The sequence below is a fragment of the Amycolatopsis sp. NPDC034160 genome, from assembly GCF_055575355.1.
This window is the reverse complement of the sequence record NZ_JBVISU010000041.1, coordinates 18,002-35,492: the sequence shown is the minus strand read 5'-3', so window position 1 is coordinate 35,492 and position 17,491 is coordinate 18,002. Positions and strand designations below refer to the sequence as shown.

The window sequence follows — 17,491 nt, the reverse complement described above, 5'->3', positions numbered from 1 at the left end:
GGCACCCCATCCTGCCCACCAACCCGGAAACAACACCAACAACCACCACCAAGACCAACCCACAAACACACCGGTGGATCCAGGCTCAACGTCCCGATTCCTTCACCGTCGCGACCTCACCACACCCCGACCAGGATCGGCCCGCCCTTGACCGTCCACAAATCGGGAGCCGGACATGTCCCCAATGTGGCATTGGAGACGGTCAGCGTCCCCCATGCCACATTGGGGACATCAGACCGCCGCGCGAGCAACGCTTCCCGATACCCGGCTCAGACTTCTCCGTCCCGGCGGTCCCGGACCGCGAAGGAGACCACCAGCGCGAGCGCGGTCGCGATGGCCGCCATCCACAGCGCGGCCGCGAAGCCGGCCGTCGGTGAGTCGCCGGGTGACGGCGTCCGGCCGGACAGCTGGGAAGCGAGCGCGATACCGATCGACCCGCCGAGACCGAGACACGCGGAGTTGATCCCCGGCAGTACACCGGCCTTGCCCTGCGGGGCCAGTACGACGCTGAGCCCGTTGAGCGCGGTCAGCGCCACCGAATTCACCGCGGCGAGCAGGGTCACCAGGCCGAGCACCACCCACTGCGAGCGGTGGGCCAGCGCGATGGCCACGATCAGCGGCGCCACCCCGGCCAGCGACAGCCGCAGGATCCGGAGCCAGCCGACCCGAGGGGCGAGCGCGCCGGCGAGCGGTGACGCCAGCACGGTCACCGCGCACGGCGGCACCATGAACAGCAGCGTCATCATCGTCGCCGAGTAGCCGTAGCCACCGGCCGGGAAGATCGCGAGCAGCGGGACCGTGTAGTTGATGACGCTGAGCACGCCGGTCAGGAGCAGGATCGACGTCAGCAGCATCGGCCAGATCCGCCGCGAGAGCAGGTACCGCGCCGGGATCAGGGCGTTCGCCCGGCGCGCCTCGATCCGGACGAACACGAGGAACAGCGCCACGCCGAGCCCGGCGAAGACGAGCAGCCAGCGCACCGGGCCGTCGGCCATTCCCGCCGCCGCCTGGATCGAGGCCAGGCTCAGGCACAGCACCGCCGCGCCCCACCAGTCCATTTTGCCGTCCCGTGACGGTGCCGACCCCGGCACCGCACGGAACGCGGCGTACAGGGCGAGCGCGCCGAACGCGGTCATGAAGCCGAAGACCGCGCGGAAGCCGCCGTGGTCGGTCAGCCAGCCGCCGATCAGCGAGTCGATCCCGGCCACCCCGCCGTACGCCGCGGTGATGACGCCCATCGCGCGGCCGAATCGCTCCGGGGGCATCGTCTCCCACAACACCCGCAGGGCCAAGGGGAACGCGGCACCCGAAGCGCTCTGCAGGACGCGCGCCACCATGAGCACCTCGACGTTCGGGGTGGCCGCGGCGAGCGCCAGCCCGACGCAGGTCACCACCAGCGAGCCGATCAGCAGCCGCCGCCTGCTGGAGTAGTCCGCGTAGCTGGCCACCACCACCGCGACCAGGCCGCCCAGCAGGAAGCACAGCGAATGGGCGAACCCCACCGCCGAAGCGGACGCCTCCAGCCGAAGCGCGATGTCCCCGAGCGCGGCCGTCGGCATCGCGCCGGACATCTGGCCGAGGATCGCGGCGAGCACCAGCGCGACGTAGACACCGCGGGCACCCGGAGGGCTCGCCGAGGCACCGGCGGGCGCCGGCCGGGCCGTCTCCTGCGTCATCGTCGTTCCTCCACACCGGAATCCTCGATCCGGATCGCCCGCGTCGGACAGCCCTGGGCCGCCCGGCGCACCTCGGTGGCCAGTTCGGCGGGCGGGGTCCGGTCCACGACCTTGACCCGGCCCTCCTCGTCCTGGTCGAACACCTCGGGCACCCGGTACACGCAAAGACTGCTCACCACGCAGACGTTCCGATCCGCCGAGACACGCAGTGAGTCCTCGCCGGTCACCACTCGACCGGGATTTCGGCGAACGCCTCCAGGAATCCGCCGAACTTGCGCGGCAGGTCGGCCGCGGGCACGGCGAGCCGCAACCCGGGGAACCGGCGCAGCAGGCCTTCCGTCGCCACCTGCAGTTCCATCCTCGCCAGCGCCGCGCCCACGCAGTAGTGGATCCCGGAGCCGAAGGTGAGGTGATAGTTGTTGGTGCGTCGGATGTCGAGTTTCAAGGGGTCGGGGAACGCCGTTTCGTCCACGTTCGCTTCGGTCGACAGCAGCACGGTGGCTCCCTTGGGCACCACCGAGCCGTCGGCGAGTTCGATGTCTTCCAGCGCGTACCGGAGCGAGCCCAGCGAGGACCCCATCAGTTCGTAGCGCAGCAGTTCTTCCACCGCCGACGGGATCAGCGAGTAGTCGGCGCGGAGGTCCGCGACGACCTCCGGCCGGTGCAGCAGCACGGCCATGCTGGAGCCGATCTGGCTGGCGGTGGTGATGTAGCCGGCGATCAGCAGGGTGCGGATCCAGTGGTGCAGCTGGTAGTCGGAGAGCCGGTTCTGATCGCCGTCGCTGATCTGGATCAGCGCGCTGGTCAGATCCTCGCCCGGGGTTTCGCGGCGCAGCCGGATGAACTTGTCGATGTAGCTCCACAGGTCCTCGCGGCAGCGGGCCACCTCGGCGTCCGGCAGTTTGCTGATCGACAGGAATCCGTCGACCAGTCCGCGGAATATTTCCATGTCCTCCTCGGGGATGCCGAGCAGATGACAGATCACGCGGATCGGCAACGGGAAGGCGATCGCCTCGTTGAGTTCGGCCGAAGGCGCGCCTTCGGCCATCCGGTCGAGGAGTTCGCCGGTGATCGACACCGCGAGTGGCCGGAGCGCCTCGATGTGCCGGGCGCTGAAGGCTCTGGTCACCAGGCCTCGCTCGGCGCTGTAGCGGGGCGGGTCCGAATCGATTTCCGGATCGCTGAACAGGTTGTTGTTCAAAGAGATCCGCGACGTCGGGTACCACGCGGTGTTGCGACTCAGCCGCACGTCCGCGAACAGCGCCTTCACGTCCCGGTACCGGGTCACCAGCAGGGCGGGATCCCCGCTGGGCAGCGTGATCTCCACGATCGGCCGCTCGCGGAGATCACGCCATTTCTCCGGGATCTCCAGCGGCGGGTTCCACGGGAAGGGGTAGGAAACAGGGCACGAACCGGACACCTGGCACCTCTCTCGGGTCAGCCGTGCGCCGACGGCGAACTGGGCATTTTTCTCGTGTCACACAGTTCAACCACCCGCTGGTGTGGCGCTGGAAAGGCGATCAGCGAGCCGCGCCCAGCCCCGTCCCAGCGATTTTCGACCGGGACTCGCCACGGTGATCGCGACCCGGAAACAGGAGAGGAACGCCGATGACGAAGACCAGTACCCGGCCCGTTCAGGACGAGACCGGTCGGCACACCGACGGTTCGGCCGACATTCTCCGGCTGGGCAACGCTTTCTGTGACGCCCAGGCCCTGCTGACGGCGGTCGAACTGAACGTCTTCGGCAGCCTCACGGCCGGCCCGGCGACCGAGGAGGAACTGCGGGAACGCCTCGCGCTGCACGGCAGGGGCCTGCGTGACTTCCTCCAGCTGCTGGTGGCGCTCGGCCTGCTCGAGACCGCGGACGGCCGCTACCGCAACACCGAAGCCACCGCGCGGCACCTGGTACCCGGTGAATCCGGCTACATCGGGGATTTCCTCGGTGGTGCCAAACACTTCCTGTACCCGGTGTGGGGTGGCCTCGGTGACGCGGTGCGCACCGGCAAGCCCCAAGCGGGCGGCGACTTCGAGGTGATGCTCAACAACCCGAAGATGATCGCGCCCTACGTCCGGATGATGGACGGGCTTATGCAGGTACTGGGCCCCAAGGTGATCAAGGCGGCCGGATTCGCCGGCCGCCGCACCGTGGTCGACGCGGGCGGTGGGCGGGGCAACCTCGCGAGCCAGCTCGCCGAAGCGCACCCCGAACTGCAGATCACCGTCTTCGACCGTGAACAGATCGAGCCGTTCTTCGACGAGTACCGCGCCGAGATCGGCAGCCCCGGCTCCGTGCGCTTCCAGGCGGGCGACTTCTTCCGCGACCAGATCCCGGCCGCGGACGTGGTGGTGCTGGGCCACATCCTGCACGACTGGTCGCCGGAGGAGCGCACGCGGATCGTGGAGAACGCCTACCGGGCGGTGAACCCCGGCGGCACGCTGGTGGTCTTCGACCGGATGCTGCCCGACGACTACGGTCACGTCGAGAACCTGGTCGCCAGCCTGAACATGCGCCTGGTGACACCGGGCGGATCCGAGTACACCATCGCCGAGCTGACCGAACTCGCCGAGGCGGCGGGATTCCGGAAGGGCGCCGTGGTGGCGCTGGACGAGAACGAGACGCTCGTCGAACTGCACAAGGCCGCGAACCGATGACCAAGGCGGCCGCGGCCGAAGCCACCGAGTGGCAGGGCGGGGATCTGCGCGCGCTCGGCGAGCGGGCCTATCTGGACCTCGGCACGTGCATCAACCGGTACGGCCCGCCGACCAGCGTCGGTTCGGCGCTGCGCGCGGTGGACATCCGCTCGCTGCGGGCCCATCCCTACGACGCCGAGGAGCTGTTCGTCTCGGCCTACGCCGAGTACCTCGGGGCCGAGGGCGGCGATCTGGTGGCCGGGCGTGGCATCACGGAGTTCATCCGATTGCTGTCGGCTCATTTCCCGGCGCGGAGCACCGCCGTGGTCACCCCCGACTACACCGACAGCATCCGGTGGATCACCAACCACGTCGGCCCGGCCGACGGCGTACCGGAGACCGCGGAGACCAGGGCGGCCCGCGTCGCCTACGCGATGCGGCACTACGACTGTGTCCTGCTGTCCAACCCCAACAATCCGCTGGGCCTGTACGTGCCGTCGGAGGAGCTGGCCGCGATCTGCCGGGACAACCCCGGCTCCACGCTGATCGTCGACGAGGCGTACATCGACTTCGCCGACGGTGGCTCGCGGCGTTCGATGATCTGGTCCGGGCTCGGCAACGTCGTCGTGCTGCTCTCGCCCAACAAGTTGTTCGGCATCGCGGGAACCAGGACCGGGGTGATGTGGACGCCCGACGCCGGGTTGCGCACGGCGATCCGGGCCCGGCAACTGAACTGGTCGATCTCCTACCTGGACGCGCTCGTCGCCGCCGAGGCGTTGCGCGATCTCGGCTGGGTGGCACACAGCCGGAGCCGCTTGGGTGCCACCGCGAACCGGATGGAGGCCCTGCTGTGCGCGCGGTATCCCAGGGTGGTCACCGGCGTCCCGGTGCACTACCGGTTCGTGTACACGGAGGACGCCGAGCGGGAACACGAGCGGCTGCTCCGGCACGGAGTGGTGGTCCGGGTGTTTTCCGGCGCCCAGGCAGGCCGCGTGAGCGGGCTGCGGATCACCGCCCCCACCGAGGCCGAGTACCCGGTGCTGGCCGCCGCGCTGCGCGGCGACTGACGGACTCGCCGAACTATAGCCATAGTATGGCTATATCGATTAGGGTCAAGGCACCGGGCCGCCCTCCGGCCCGGGACGACCGAGACTGCGGAGTGACGTTATGGATTTGGGACTGCAAGACAAGCGGGTGCTGATCACGGGCGCGACCAGAGGGATCGGCAAGGCGACGGCCCGCCTGTTCGCCGAAGAGGGCGCGCGGGTCGCCATCACCTACCACACCGGCAAGGAAGCGGCCGACGAACTGGTGGCCGAACTCGGCGGTCCGGACCGGGCACTCGCGGTCCGGCACGATCTCGGCGACCCGGCCGTGATCAAGGCCGCCGTCGAGGAGGTGGAGCGACACTGGGGCGGCATCGACGTCGTGGTGTGCAACGCCCAGACCTTCACCTGGATCAACCCGGAGGATCTGACCGAGTTCGAGAACTTCCAGGAGGACTGGTACACCAAGCTGCGCGAGAACAGCGAAGGGCACCTCCGCACCGTTCAGTACGCGCTGGGCGGCATGCGGGCCCGCGGCTGGGGCCGGGTCGTGCTGCTGTCCTCGGTGACGGCCGAGCACGGGATGTACGGCTCGGAGATCTACAGCGCCGCGAAGTCCGCGCTGAACGGGTTCGTCCGCGGACTGATGTGGACGAAGGGCGGCGTGCTGAGCAACGTGGTGGCGCCCGGCGGCACGCTGACGGAGAGCTTCGACGGCGTCGACCCGGCGATCGTCGAACAGGCGGCGGCCACCACACCGAGCGGGCAGCTGAGCAAACCGGAGGACGTCGGCAGGCTCATCGTCTTCCTCTGTTCCGAGGCCAACGGCAACATCAGCGGCGAAGTGATCAACGTGGCAGGCGGCCGCTGAGCCCATGGACCTGGAACTGCGGGGCAAACGCGCACTGATCACCGGCGGCACCCGGGGGATCGGCAAGGCCGTCGTGCTCGCGCTCGCCAAGGACGGCGTCGACGTCGTCACCTGCGCGCGCGGACATGATGACAGTGGTGACGGCGTGGCGGCACTGCGGGCCGAACTCGACGCCATCGGTGGCGAGCACCTCGTGTGCGAAGCCGACCTCACCGCGGACGGCGAGGCCGAACGCCTGGCCGAACGCTGTGCCGAGCGGTTCGGCGGGCTGGATCTGGTGGTGCACAACGCCGCGGCGGTCGGCCGGGCCGACTACCCGAAGCTCGGCTTGGCCGAGTGGGAGGCCACTCTCGCCGTCAACGTCACCGCCGTGCACCGGTTGACCACCGCGGTGCTCCCGCTGCTCGGCCGCGGGTCGTCGGTCGTCGCGATCAGTTCCAGGTCCGCGGAGTTCGGCCTGGCCGGGCGCGCGCACTACACCGCGTCGAAGGCCGCCCTGCACGGCTGGAACCGTTCCCTGGCACAGGAATACGGCCCCGCGGGTATCCGGTTCAACCTGCTGACGCTGGGCATGGTCCACACCGAGGTCTACGACGGGCTCGGCGAGGCGGACCGCGCCGCGCTGCTGGCCCGGTTCCACCCGGTCATCGCGCTGGGCAGGCTGGCCACCCCGGACGAGGTCGCCGACGCGGTGCGCTGGCTGGCCAGTGACCTCTCCGGTTACGTCACCGGCACAGCCGTCACGGTCGACGGCGCGCTCTGCTGAGCGGAAGCCCTACCAGCGGACGGGGAGGCTTTCGGCGCTTCTCGCGAGCAGGCCGGGCGACCAGCGCACGTCGGCGGCGGGCACGGCCAGCGCCAGCCCCGGAAACCTGGTGACCAGCGCGTGCAGCACCACGCGAAGCTGCAGGAGCGCCAGCTGCGCGCCGAGACACCGGTGAGGACCGTATCCGAAGCCGAGGTGCGGATTCGGCCGCCGGGTCAGCTCGAGCTCGTCCGGCCGGTCGAAGACCTCGCCGTCGCGGTTGGCCGCGGTCAGCGCCACCACCACGAAGTCGCCCTCACGCAGGAGTACCCCGCCGAGCTCGACGTCCTCGGTCACCCGGCGCGGGAACGCCGTGCTGATCCCGAGCGGGCTGAACCGCATCAGTTCTTCGACGGCGTTCTCGATCAGTCCCGGGTCGGCGACGAGCCGGTCGTACTGCCCGGGCGCGGTGAGCAGCTGGTAGCAGAAGTTGCCGAGCTGCATGGTGGTGGCGTCGTGGCCGGCGATCACCACGGTGGCGCACAGCGCGACGGCTTCCTCATCGCTCACCCCGCCCCGCACCAGATCCGCCACGAGCCCGGTGCCCGGCGATCGACGCCGTTCTCGCACCAGCTCACCGAGCCCTTCCCACAGCCGGAGCCCCGCGGCCTTGGTCTGCTCGGCGGTTTGCCTCGCCAAGGCCGTCGCCAGCAGGGAGCCGGTCAGCTCGACGAATTCTTCGCGGCTTTCCCCGGGGACACCGAGCAGTTCGGCCATGACGAGCGCGGGCAGCGGCGCCGCGACCGCGGAGACCAGGTCCCCGGGTGGGCCCTGGGCGCTCAGCCGGTCCAGCAGGCCTGCCACGAAGGCTTCCGTGGCCGCCTCGAGCCGCCGCACGCCAGGCCGGGTGAACGCGGCGGCCACCAGGCCACGCAGCCTGCTGTGCTCCGGCTCGTCGTGGTTCAGGATCAGGTTGGCCCGCTGCGGCATCGGCACCACGCGCGGCTCCTCCACGCCGAGCGAGTCCGCCCGGGAAAACCGCTGGTCCCCGAGCACCGTCCGGACGTGCTCGTAGCTGCTCACCAGCCAAGCGGCCGAGCCGAAGGGCAGCCGCACGCGGACCGGTCCCTCGTCTCGCAGCTCACGAAACCGGGTGTCCGGATCGAGCGCGTTGGCGTCGGCGAGCGGGAAGGCGAGTTCGGGCGCGCCGGTCATCGCGCCGTGAACCGGTCGCGGCGGGCACCCGCGTCGACCGGCGGCGCGGGGAAGGCCCCCGGCTGCGGGTGGCCGGTGATGGACAGGAACACGTTGCGGCGGTAGGTGCTCTTCGGATCGTCGATCCGCGAACCGCCGGGACGGCCGGAGAACAGGTTGCCGACGAACGACGCGCCGAAGTCCCCGACGTTGTTCACCATCACCTCGGCGACGCTGGTGCGCACCACGTTGCCGTACACCGAAAGCGAGCCGGGATCGCCGCACATCATCGTGAAGACACCGGTGCGGTCGCCGTTCGGGTACCGGCCGAGCGAGTTGTCGTCGAGGCTGACGTTGTACCGGAACACCGTGCGGTCCGAAGTGGCGTCGGGGTCGTTGCAGACGATCAGCAGGCCGCCGTCGCTGCGACGGCTGAGGTTGTGCTCGTACACCGTTCCCAGCGACGCGGACTCGACCATGAAGGCCTGCGACGGCAGCGTTTGCCCGCCTTTCCCGTCGGAGAGCGTGTTGTAGCGGATCCTGGTGCCGTTCGAGTTGTAGGCGAACATGCCGGTGGTGTACTTCGTCCCACCGATCGCGTAGCCGTCGAGCACGTTGTCTTCGACCAGCGCGTCGAGTCCATTGTAGACACCGATACCGTCGCCGTGGATGGTGCGCAGGGTGTTCCCGGTGATCCGCAGTCCGGTGATGGGCACATACGCGGAACCGGTGCCCTTGGGATATTCGGGACGGCGTTGCCAGTCCGAAGAGGTGCCGATGGCGGTCCGCCCGGTCCTGGTGACGGTGTTGCCGTCGACGAGGACGTCGTCGAAACCGGTCGGCCGCCCGGTGCCCGCGGCCTTGAAGAGAATCCCGCCGCTCGGATCGGGGTCGCCGGGGTTCTGGCACTGACAGCCGTTGACATCGTGGACGTCGACGTCACGCACGACGTAATGCCGTCCGATGCCGTAGTCGGTCAGCCGGGCGTAGACGCCGAACCGGATCTCGTGCGCACCGGGCGGCGGCCCGAGGTTCGACAGCGCGAGGTTCTCGATCTCCCAGCCTTCGACGTTGTCCAGCAGTACGGCCGCGAGCGCGCCGTGGGCGTCGATGGCGGGTTTGGCACCGGAGCCGTAGGACCCGACGGTGATCGGCTTCCCCGGGGTACCGGAGCCTTTCGGCGCGAACATGCCGTCGCACCGGGTGCCCGCGCGGAACGCGATGCGGTCACCCGGCCGGTAGGTCCGCGCGCCCGCTCTCGCCACCGACGCCCACGGCGCCGAAGCGCGCGTGCCGGAGGCCGCGTCGGATCCTCGCTGACAGTCGACAAAGTACGTCGCGGGGCGGGGCCCGGCGGCCGACGGCGGGGCGGACGACACGATCACCAGCAGGGCGGCCGCCAGCGCACCCACCGAACGTGCTCCCAGTGCTGTCATCGCGTTTCTCCCGTTCCCCACCGAGGTCCGTACCGGGAGGAGCCTGGGCGGGACCGCTCGAACCGGGCTCGAACGCCGGTTATCGAGGGGGAGTCAAAGGTGACGTGTCCACGAAGGCCTCTTTCCTACTTTCAGGGTCAGGGCCCCGGCAAAGTCGCATGACCGCTGGTCGTGGTGAATTCGGTGCGAGCGGGCTCACACGAGAGGCTCAGCCCGGTCCCGCATCGTCCACAAAGGACACTTCCGGACACGGCCGTGCCCGATTTGGTCAGATTGCACCTTTTTGCGCGGGTGTCGTGAGGGATTGGGTCGTTCTATAGAGGGGTAAGGCAAACGTGGTGTGTTGGGGCGGGATGGTGGCTTGGGTGACGCGGCGCCGTACTCGCGTGCTTGGAGCCGGATCTCGCGTGCTTGAAGGCGTAACACCCGTACTTGGAGGCGTAACACCCGAGTGCGGGGTCCAGGCACGCGAGTTACGTCTCTGAGCACGCGTGTTACGCCTTCGTCCTGCCCTTCACCCCGGCGAACAGACCCGCGTCGGTACCGGTGGTCGTGAGTGGCGATTCGGGTTCTAACCCGAATCGCCACTCACGACCCCACTGAAGCCACGTCGGCGTCCAAATCAGGGAAAGCGTGAAGGCCGCTTCCAGATGGCGTCGAGCCCTGTTCGAGCCTCACTGACGAGCCTGCGTCGAAGTGGCTTCGATCGGACGAGAGGGCTGGCACATGTGCGGAATCACCGGTTGGATCGACTACCACCGTGACCTGGCCACGGAACGGCCGACCGTGGAATTGATGACCGAGGCGATCGCGAGCCGCGGCGTCGACGATCACGGGCTCTGGTTGCGAGGCCACGCCTGCCTCGGGCACACCCGCACGGCGGTGATCGATCCGGCCGGTGGCGCGCAGCCGATGATCGCCGACGAGGACGGGAGCCCCACCGCGGTCTTGGCCTACAGCGGCGAAATCTTCAACTTCCAGCAGCTGCGCACCGAACTGCGCGAGCGGGGGCACAAGTTCCGCACCCGCAGCGACACCGAGGTGGTGCTGCGGTCGTACCTGGAGTGGGGGGTGCGCTGCGCGGAGCGCCTCGAGGGCATGTTCGCGTTCGCCGTCTGGGACGTGCGGACCGAGGAACTGGTGCTGATCCGCGACCGGATGGGCATCAAACCGCTCTTCTACGCGAAGATCCCCGGCGGGTTCATCTTCGGCTCCGAGCCGAAGGCGCTGCTCGCGCATCCCGCCATCCGGCCGACGGTGGACCTCGACGGGCTGCGGGAGATCTTCTCCACGGCCAAACGCCCCGGCGCCGCGGTGTTCCGTGACATGCGGGAACTTCGCGCGGGTCACACGCTCACGGTGAGCCGCAAGGGCCTGTACGAGCAGACCTACTGGAAGCTCGAGGCCAAACCGCACGAGGAGGACCTCGGCGGCACCATCGCGCACGTGCGCTCGCTGCTGTCCGACATCGTGCTGCGCGAACTGGTCGCGGACGTGCCGCTGTGCGTCGGGCTGTCCGGCGGGCTGGACTCCAGCGCGATCACCGCGTTGGCCGCCCAGTGGATGTGGAAACTCGGCGGCGACCGGGTGCGCACGGTGACCCACGCTTTCGAGGGCTACGAAGAGAACTTCCGGCCGGACGACGTCCGCGACACCCCGGACGGCCCGTTCGCCGCCGAGATGGCCGCGCTGGTCCGGTCCGATCACACCGACCTGACGATCCGGACCGCCGACCTGATGGACCCGGAGACCCGGCGGGCGGTGCTGCTGGCACAGGACATGCCGTCCACCCTCGGCGACATGGACACCTCGCACTACCTGATGCTCAAATCGGTGCGCGACCACTCCACGGTGATGCTCACCGGCGAGGTCGGCGACGAGGTGTTCTGCGGCTTCCGCTGGATGTTCGACCCGGACTTCACCAACTCCGGCACTTTTCCCTGGGTGGCCAACGAAAACAAGATGCGGAGCACCGGCCACGGCCGTGGCCTGTTCGACCAGGGGCTGTTCAGCCGGAAGCTGGACATGGCGACCTACTACGCCGACAACTACCAGCAGACCATCGACGAAACTCCCCACCAGGAAGGGGAAAACGGCCTGGAGCACAAGATGCGCGAAATCTGTTACGCGCATTTCACCAGGTGGCTGCCGATGCTGCTCGCCCGCGGCGACCGGCTGGCGATGGCACACGGGCTCGAAACCCGCATCCCGTACTGCGATCACCGGTTGGTCGAATACCTCTACAACACCCCGTGGGCGTTCAAGACGTTCGACGGCCGTGAGAAGAGCCTCCTGCGGGCAGCCGTCGGCGATCTGCTCCCCAAGTCCATTGTGGAGCGCCGGAAGAGCCCGTGGCCGGTGACCCAGGATCCGGCGTACACCGAGGCACTGCACCGCGAATTCGCCGGCGTGCTGGCGGATTCGTCTTCACCGGTGCTGCCCCTGCTCGACTTGAAGGCCTCGAAGGAGACAGCGGCGAACCCGACCGGTTCCGCCCACGAATGGCAGAGCCGGATCAACGTGGAAACGGCGCTGCAGTTCAACGCCTGGCTCCGGCACTACAAGGTCGACCTCGCCATCTGACCGCGGCGCGGCCCGGCTCCCGCCCCGGCGGCCGGGCCCGGCCGTTTTCACGGTGCCGCGTGTTCCCGTTCCGGAGAGGCTTCCCATGACGACCATCCCGGCGCCGTCCGTGCCGCGCCATGCCGGTCTGGCCATGTTCGTACTCGCCTTCGCCTCGTTCATGGATCTGCTCGACGTCGGCATCGTCACCGTGGTGGTGCCGGTGATCCAGCGCGACTTGGGGGCCACCTACGCGCAGAGCCAGTGGTTCGTCGTCGCCTACGTCCTCGCCTTCGCGGTCGTGCTGGTGGTCGGCGGCAGGCTCGGGGACAGCCACGGCCGGCGTCGGATCTTCCTGATCGGCGTCACCGGCTTCACCGTGTTGTCGGCCTGCTGCGCCGCCGCCCCGAACGCCGAACTCTTCATCGCCGCCCGGCTGCTGCAAGGCGCTTTCGGCGCGTTGATGACGCCTCAGGTGTTCGCCATGATGCAACTGCTGTTCCGGCCGGAAAGCCGCGGGACCGGCTTCATGATCTACGGCGCGGTGATCAACCTTGCCCAGGTCGGCGCGCCGCTGCTCGGCGGGCTGCTGGCGACCCAGGATCTCTTCGGCCTCGGCTGGCGCGCGATCTTCCTGATCAACGTCCCGGTCGGGGCCGCGATCGTGGTCGCGACCCTGGCGCTCGTCGGCGAGTCCCGGTCGCCGCGCCGTCCGCGGCTCGACCCGATCGGCATCGCGCTGATCGCGGTGGTCACCACGCTGGTGATCGTCCCGCTGCAGCAAGGCAGAGAGGCGGACTGGCCGTGGTGGCTGCTCGCGATGCTCGGCGCGGCGGTGCCGCTGCTGCTGGTGCTGATCGGCCACGAGCGCAGGCGCGGCGGGGACGCGGTGCTGCCGACGAGCCTGTTCCGGCTGCGCTCGTTCTCCGCCGCCGGTCTGCTCGCGACGCTGGTCATGTCCACCATCATCTCGGTGAACCTGATCCTCGTCTGGTTCACGCAGCTCGCGCTCGGCTGGACCCCGATGCGGACCGCCGTCAGCCTCGTCGGGTTCGCGGTGGCGCTGGTGGCCGTCGGTACCTGGGGCGCCAAGCGGGTCCCGGGCTTCGGCCGGGGCACGGTCGCCGCCGGGTCGGTGTTGCTGGCGCTCGGCGTCGCCGTCCTGAGTTCGCTGGTGAGCGTCACCGGGGCCGCTCTGTCTCCCCTGGCGGTCTCCGCGGCGCTGTTCATCGCCGGGTCCGGGATGGCCTTGGTCGTCGGCACGCTGGTGAACATCCAGCTCCGCGACGTGCCGGAAGGGGACGCGGGCGCGGCGGGCGGCATCCTGTCCGCGATCTTCCAGTTCGCCGGCGCCGTCGGCGTCGGCGTGGCGGCGACCGTCTTCTTCGCTCTCGTGGCACACGGCGGAAACCAGGCCGCGGCCGCTCCGCCCGGCGTCCCGGCCGCATCGTTCGCCTCCTGCGCACGCGACCAAGCGGCCGACACGAATCCGTTCTCTCAGCCGGTTTCCTGCCGTTCCGCGGAGCTGGACCGGCCGGCCGTCACCGCCGCGCTGACCGACGTGAAGCAGCGTGCCTTCGCCGGCGCCACCACCACGACCCTGTGGATCCAGGTGGGCGTCCTCCTGCTCGCGGCCGCCCTTTCCCGGCTCCTGCCACCGAAACGAGCCGGATGAGGTCCCCGTGTGAGGTCCCAGTTCCGCTCCAGCGCCACCCGACCGGGCCTCGGCAGGCTCGGAACGACCAGGCAAGAACCCGATTGGAGAAGGCAAGCGCATGGACATCGGAGTAGGGCTACCCAGTACGGTGCCGGGCGCCGCGGGCGCCGAGCTGATCGGCTTCGCCGAACGTGCCGAAGAACTGGGATTCAGTACGTTGGCGGTCCTCGACAGGCTCGTCTACGACAGTTACGACAGCCTCGTCGCGCTGGCGGCGGCCGCCGCGGTGACCGAACGGATCACCCTCGCCAGCACCATCCTGCTCGCCGCCTACCGGCCGAGTGCGGCGGAATTGGCCAAGCAGCTCGCCAGCATCGACCGGCTCAGCGGTGGCAGGCTGGTGCTCGGCGTGGCGGCGGGGGGCCGCGAAGACGACTTCGCCGCGACAGGCGTGCCGTACCGGCGCCGTGGCGCCCTCCTGGATCGGTTGCTCGAGGACCTCGTGGAGGTGTGGTCGGGCGGCGGCCAGGTGCCCGGCATCGGCCCGAAGCCGGCGCGCGACCGGATCCCGATCTGGATCGGCGGGCACTCCGAGGCGGCGCTCGCCCGCGCGGCCAAGCACGGCATCGGCTGGATCTCCCCCGGTGGCAGCGCCGCCGCCTACCCCGACCTGGTCGAGCGGGCCACCACCGCGTTCGCCGCCGCCGGCCGCGACGACAAACCGAAGATGGCCGCCATGACCTACGTCGGCCTTGGTGAGGACAACGCCACCCGCGGCGCCCAGTACCTGCGCGACTACTACTCCTACATCGGGCCGAAAGCCGAATTCCTGGCCAAAGGCCTGATCTCCGACGAAGGCAGGCTCCGCGAAACGATCGACAACTACGCCGCGGCCGGCTGCGACGAACTGCTGCTCTTCCCCACCACCGCGGACCCTGGACAGCTCGACCAGCTGGCCAAGGTCGCCTTCGCCTGATTCCCCGACCCCGACCCGACCGAGCCCGAGGAGCCGGCATATGCCCAGCACCAGCACCGCCCCCGCGGCGTCCACTCTGGACACCGCGGAGCAGATCATCCGCCTTGGCAACCGATTCTCCGACGCCAAGGCCTTGCTCACCGCCGTCGAACTGGATGTCTTCGGGGTCCTGCGGGAAAACCCCGGCACCGCCGAAGAGATCCGAGAGCGGCTGGACGTCGCCGGGCGAGGCCTGCCCGACATGCTGCACCTGCTCACCGCGCTCGGCCTGCTCGACCACGTGGACGGCCGGTTCCACAACAGCCCGTCAGCGGCGAAGTACCTCATCCGCGGCACCGACGACTACATCGGCGGCTTCCTGCAGCGGTCCAACCGGAACCTGTACCCGGCCTGGGGCAAGCTGACCGAGGCGCTGCGCACCGGGCGGCCGCAGGCGGTGGGCAACTTCGATCTGGTGGTGGCCGATCCTCGCCTGCTGCGCCAGTTCATCGGGATGATGGACGGGCTGACCCAGGTACTCGGCCCCCAGCTGGTCGCCGCGTACGACTTCGCCCCCCACGGCACGGTCCTGGACGTCGGCGGCTGCCGGGGGAACCTGCTGTCCAAGGTGCTCGGCGCGAACCCGGGGCTCACCGGAACGGTCTTCGACCTTCCCCAGATGGAGCCGTTCTTCGACGAGCTGATGACCGAGACGGGATTGACCGGCCGGGCCACCTTCCACGGCGGAAACTTCTTCGAAGACCCGCTGCCCCGCGCGAATCTGGTCAATCTCGGGCACGTCCTGCACGACTGGGATCCCGGGCAGCGCAAGGCGCTGGTGGCGAAGGCCTACGCCGCGGTCGAACCCGGCGGCAGCCTGCTCATCTACGACCGCATGCTGGACGACGAGCCCGAGCACGTGGAGAACCTGGTGATCAGTCTCGACATGCTGCTGGTCACCGACGGCGGTTCCGAGTACACCGTGACCGAGGTGAAGGACCACGCCGCGGCCGCGGGCTGCCGGGACATCACCGAGCAGCCGCTGGGCGCGTACGACACCCTCGTCATCTGCCGCAAACCCTGATGCCCGCGGCCTGCCGGGGGTAGGTACCGGCAGGCCGCGGGGACGGGGTCATCGCAGCAGCCTGTCGAGCACCTCGCCCAGCACGAGTTCCGGCGATTCCGGCGCGGCGTCGGTGAGCCAGCCGACATAGCCATCCGGGCGGATCAGCACGGCGCCGTCGTCGCCGATCGGATACCGGTCCGGTGCCCGGCCTTGGACATCGCCGAAATCGGCGTCCGCCGAGCTGCGGCCGAGCCGGTAGGCCCGCAGCGGAAGGCACGTGCGGCTCGCGATCCGGGTCGCCGCCGCGGTCCATTCGACTCCGCCGCTCGTGGTCAGCAGGACGAACGAGCCGTCGAACAGGTCGTGGGTGGACAACCAGGCCCCGGCCCGTTCCAGCCACAGGTGCGGAGCCCGCGCCCCGGGACAGGCACGCACGCCGAGCCGGTCGTCGAACACCGAGGCGGGCCGGTCCCCGGCCGGCGCGCCGTCGGGGTACCGCTGCCCCAGCGTCAGCACCTGTTCCTCGGCCTCGTTCATGGCCGGCGGTGTCCACGTCGGCCACCGCGACAACCGCTTTTCCACTTCGAGGGCGACGGGGCGGCGTTCGGTCTCGTAGCTGTCGAGCAGACCTGGCCCGGCCCAGCCGTGGATCACCCCGGCGATCTTCCATGCCACGTTGTGGGCCTCTTGGACCGCGAGGCCCGCCCGGAGCGCGCCGTCCTCGGGCCACCGGTGCGCGCTGTCCCCGACCAGGAACACCCGGCCGACCCGGAAGAACTCGGCCGTGCCGGACGGGTACGGCCACGGAACGGCCTGCCTTTCGGCCGTCTGGAGTTCCAGCCGGATGGCCAGGCCGGCCGCGACGAGGCCGCCTGCCCCTTCCGCCGCGATCACGTAGTCCGCGCGCACGACGTCACGCCGTCCGCCGGCGCGGTCCAGCAGTACCGCGTCGGCCCCGTCGGCGTCGGTGGCGATCGACACCAGCTCGGTGCCGAACCGGGCGTCGGCACCCCACCGCCGGGCCGCTTCGAGCAGCACCGGCTCGACCTCGTGCCGCTCCCCTTCGTGGTACGCGCACGGACAGAGGTCCGGCCACCACCCGCGGACGGGCGACGAGTCACCGCGGATCGCCGCTTCGAGACCCAGTGCCCGGTAGATCTCCATGGTCCGCTGGTCGACGCCGTCCCCGCCACCCGTCGACCGCACCCCCGGCCACCGTTCCACCAGGACCGCGCGCACCCCTTGCCGAGCCAGGAACAGCGACGAAGCGAGACCGGCGAGACCCCCGCCGACAATCAGGACCAGCACTCGCTGCGGCTCATTCGGCATCGATACCCACCTAGATTGCTTCGGCGACGTTGGCGTGAGCGGTCGAACGCGATCGGTGATCATTCCCTGGTCGTGGGCGGGAAAACTCGCCCACGACCAGGCGGGATCAGCCCCCGCGGCTCAACCGGTCCGGAATGGACGGGCGGCCGGATCGGCGCGGTGGGAAGGCAAACCGACTGTCGCATCCGGAACGGAGGGCGGGATCGTCACCCGCGGCCGTCCATTGGGGACACCTCGTGACCCCGTTGCCCGATCGCACTGCGACACCTCACACGGTCATATCCGGGTTAGTTATTATGACGTTAGTACTCTTATGATTATAC

The 17,491-nt window shown here is 69.6% G+C and carries 14 protein-coding genes; 8 read left to right on the top strand and 6 right to left on the bottom strand.

Annotation, left to right across the window (positions count from 1 at the left end; genetic code table 11):
* Positions 1-269: 269 nt before the first annotated feature.
* From ACZ54P_RS40345 to ACZ54P_RS40335, 3 genes are read right to left on the bottom strand one after another with little or no spacing between them, the layout of a single operon-like run.
* A complete protein-coding gene (locus tag ACZ54P_RS40345) occupies positions 270-1,676 on the bottom strand; it encodes an MFS transporter (RefSeq protein WP_465466900.1) in 1,407 nt (468 codons plus the stop codon).
* A complete protein-coding gene (locus ACZ54P_RS40340; protein ID WP_465466899.1) occupies positions 1,673-1,903 on the bottom strand; it encodes a ferredoxin in 231 nt (76 codons plus the stop codon). Before ACZ54P_RS40340 ends, ACZ54P_RS40345 begins: the two co-directional genes overlap by 4 nt.
* Complete coding sequence (locus tag ACZ54P_RS40335; protein ID WP_465466898.1) at positions 1,900-3,096, bottom strand: cytochrome P450; 1,197 nt, start codon at positions 3,094-3,096, stop codon at positions 1,900-1,902. Before ACZ54P_RS40335 ends, ACZ54P_RS40340 begins: the two co-directional genes overlap by 4 nt.
* 188 nt (positions 3,097-3,284) lie before the next feature.
* Here ACZ54P_RS40335 and ACZ54P_RS40330 point away from each other — a divergent pair, with 188 nt between their 5' ends.
* From ACZ54P_RS40330 to ACZ54P_RS40315, 4 genes are all read left to right on the top strand, one after another.
* On the top strand, positions 3,285-4,328 hold the full coding sequence (locus ACZ54P_RS40330) for a methyltransferase (protein ID WP_465466897.1): 1,044 nt from the start codon (positions 3,285-3,287) through the stop codon (positions 4,326-4,328).
* Entirely contained in the window at positions 4,325-5,374 is a 1,050-nt protein-coding gene (locus ACZ54P_RS40325) for an aminotransferase class I/II-fold pyridoxal phosphate-dependent enzyme (RefSeq protein WP_465466896.1), read from the top strand. Before ACZ54P_RS40330 ends, ACZ54P_RS40325 begins: the two co-directional genes overlap by 4 nt.
* A 100-nt stretch (positions 5,375-5,474) precedes the next feature.
* Positions 5,475-6,224, top strand: a complete 750-nt coding sequence (locus ACZ54P_RS40320; RefSeq protein ID WP_465466895.1) for an SDR family NAD(P)-dependent oxidoreductase — start codon at positions 5,475-5,477, stop codon at positions 6,222-6,224.
* A 4-nt stretch (positions 6,225-6,228) separates the two neighbouring features.
* Positions 6,229-6,990, top strand: coding sequence for an SDR family NAD(P)-dependent oxidoreductase (locus ACZ54P_RS40315; RefSeq protein WP_465466894.1), 762 nt, complete (start codon positions 6,229-6,231; stop codon positions 6,988-6,990).
* Between the two features lie 9 nt (positions 6,991-6,999).
* Here ACZ54P_RS40315 and ACZ54P_RS40310 read toward each other — a convergent pair whose 3' ends face one another.
* Entirely contained in the window at positions 7,000-8,184 is a 1,185-nt protein-coding gene (locus ACZ54P_RS40310; RefSeq protein ID WP_465466893.1) for a cytochrome P450, read from the bottom strand.
* Positions 8,181-9,599 (bottom strand): right-handed parallel beta-helix repeat-containing protein, encoded by a 1,419-nt coding sequence (locus tag ACZ54P_RS40305; RefSeq protein ID WP_465466892.1) that lies wholly within the window; start codon positions 9,597-9,599, stop codon positions 8,181-8,183. Before ACZ54P_RS40305 ends, ACZ54P_RS40310 begins: the two co-directional genes overlap by 4 nt.
* 726 nt (positions 9,600-10,325) lie before the next feature.
* Between ACZ54P_RS40305 and asnB the strand changes: the two genes are divergently transcribed.
* The 4 genes from asnB to ACZ54P_RS40285 all read left to right on the top strand — a co-directional run bounded on the left by asnB (position 10,326) and on the right by ACZ54P_RS40285 (position 15,857).
* A complete protein-coding gene (gene asnB, locus ACZ54P_RS40300) occupies positions 10,326-12,182 on the top strand; it encodes an asparagine synthase (glutamine-hydrolyzing) (RefSeq protein ID WP_465466902.1) in 1,857 nt (618 codons plus the stop codon).
* 85 nt (positions 12,183-12,267) lie between these two features.
* Positions 12,268-13,836 carry an MFS transporter gene (locus tag ACZ54P_RS40295; protein ID WP_465466891.1) on the top strand — a complete coding sequence of 523 codons (1,569 nt, stop codon included), beginning with the start codon at positions 12,268-12,270 and terminating at the stop codon, positions 13,834-13,836.
* A 100-nt stretch (positions 13,837-13,936) separates the two neighbouring features.
* Complete coding sequence (locus ACZ54P_RS40290; RefSeq protein WP_465466890.1) at positions 13,937-14,794, top strand: LLM class flavin-dependent oxidoreductase; 858 nt, start codon at positions 13,937-13,939, stop codon at positions 14,792-14,794.
* Between the two features lie 40 nt (positions 14,795-14,834).
* Positions 14,835-15,857 (top strand): methyltransferase, encoded by a 1,023-nt coding sequence (locus ACZ54P_RS40285; protein WP_465466889.1) that lies wholly within the window; start codon positions 14,835-14,837, stop codon positions 15,855-15,857.
* Positions 15,858-15,905: 48 nt separating this feature from the next.
* Here ACZ54P_RS40285 and ACZ54P_RS40280 read toward each other — a convergent pair whose 3' ends face one another.
* On the bottom strand, positions 15,906-17,168 hold the full coding sequence (locus ACZ54P_RS40280) for an FAD-dependent monooxygenase (RefSeq protein WP_465466888.1): 1,263 nt from the start codon (positions 17,166-17,168) through the stop codon (positions 15,906-15,908).
* Positions 17,169-17,491: the final 323 nt, after the last annotated feature.

Bases quoted from the DNA above. Each gene is read 5' to 3' on its own strand.
- ACZ54P_RS40285 (WP_465466889.1), top strand. From the start codon at position 14,835: ATGCCCAGCACCAGCACCGCCCCCGCGGCGTCCACTCTGGACACCGCG.
- ACZ54P_RS40280 (WP_465466888.1), bottom strand. From the start codon at position 17,168: ATGCCGAATGAGCCGCAGCGAGTGCTGGTCCTGATTGTCGGCGGGGGT.
- ACZ54P_RS40315 (WP_465466894.1), top strand. From the start codon at position 6,229: ATGGACCTGGAACTGCGGGGCAAACGCGCACTGATCACCGGCGGCACC.
- ACZ54P_RS40345 (WP_465466900.1), bottom strand. From the start codon at position 1,676: ATGACGCAGGAGACGGCCCGGCCGGCGCCCGCCGGTGCCTCGGCGAGC.
- ACZ54P_RS40320 (WP_465466895.1), top strand. From the start codon at position 5,475: ATGGATTTGGGACTGCAAGACAAGCGGGTGCTGATCACGGGCGCGACC.
- asnB (WP_465466902.1), top strand. From the start codon at position 10,326: ATGTGCGGAATCACCGGTTGGATCGACTACCACCGTGACCTGGCCACG.
- ACZ54P_RS40325 (WP_465466896.1), top strand. From the start codon at position 4,325: ATGACCAAGGCGGCCGCGGCCGAAGCCACCGAGTGGCAGGGCGGGGAT.
- ACZ54P_RS40290 (WP_465466890.1), top strand. From the start codon at position 13,937: ATGGACATCGGAGTAGGGCTACCCAGTACGGTGCCGGGCGCCGCGGGC.
- ACZ54P_RS40295 (WP_465466891.1), top strand. From the start codon at position 12,268: ATGACGACCATCCCGGCGCCGTCCGTGCCGCGCCATGCCGGTCTGGCC.
- ACZ54P_RS40310 (WP_465466893.1), bottom strand. From the start codon at position 8,184: ATGACCGGCGCGCCCGAACTCGCCTTCCCGCTCGCCGACGCCAACGCG.
- ACZ54P_RS40330 (WP_465466897.1), top strand. From the start codon at position 3,285: ATGACGAAGACCAGTACCCGGCCCGTTCAGGACGAGACCGGTCGGCAC.
- ACZ54P_RS40305 (WP_465466892.1), bottom strand. From the start codon at position 9,599: ATGACAGCACTGGGAGCACGTTCGGTGGGTGCGCTGGCGGCCGCCCTG.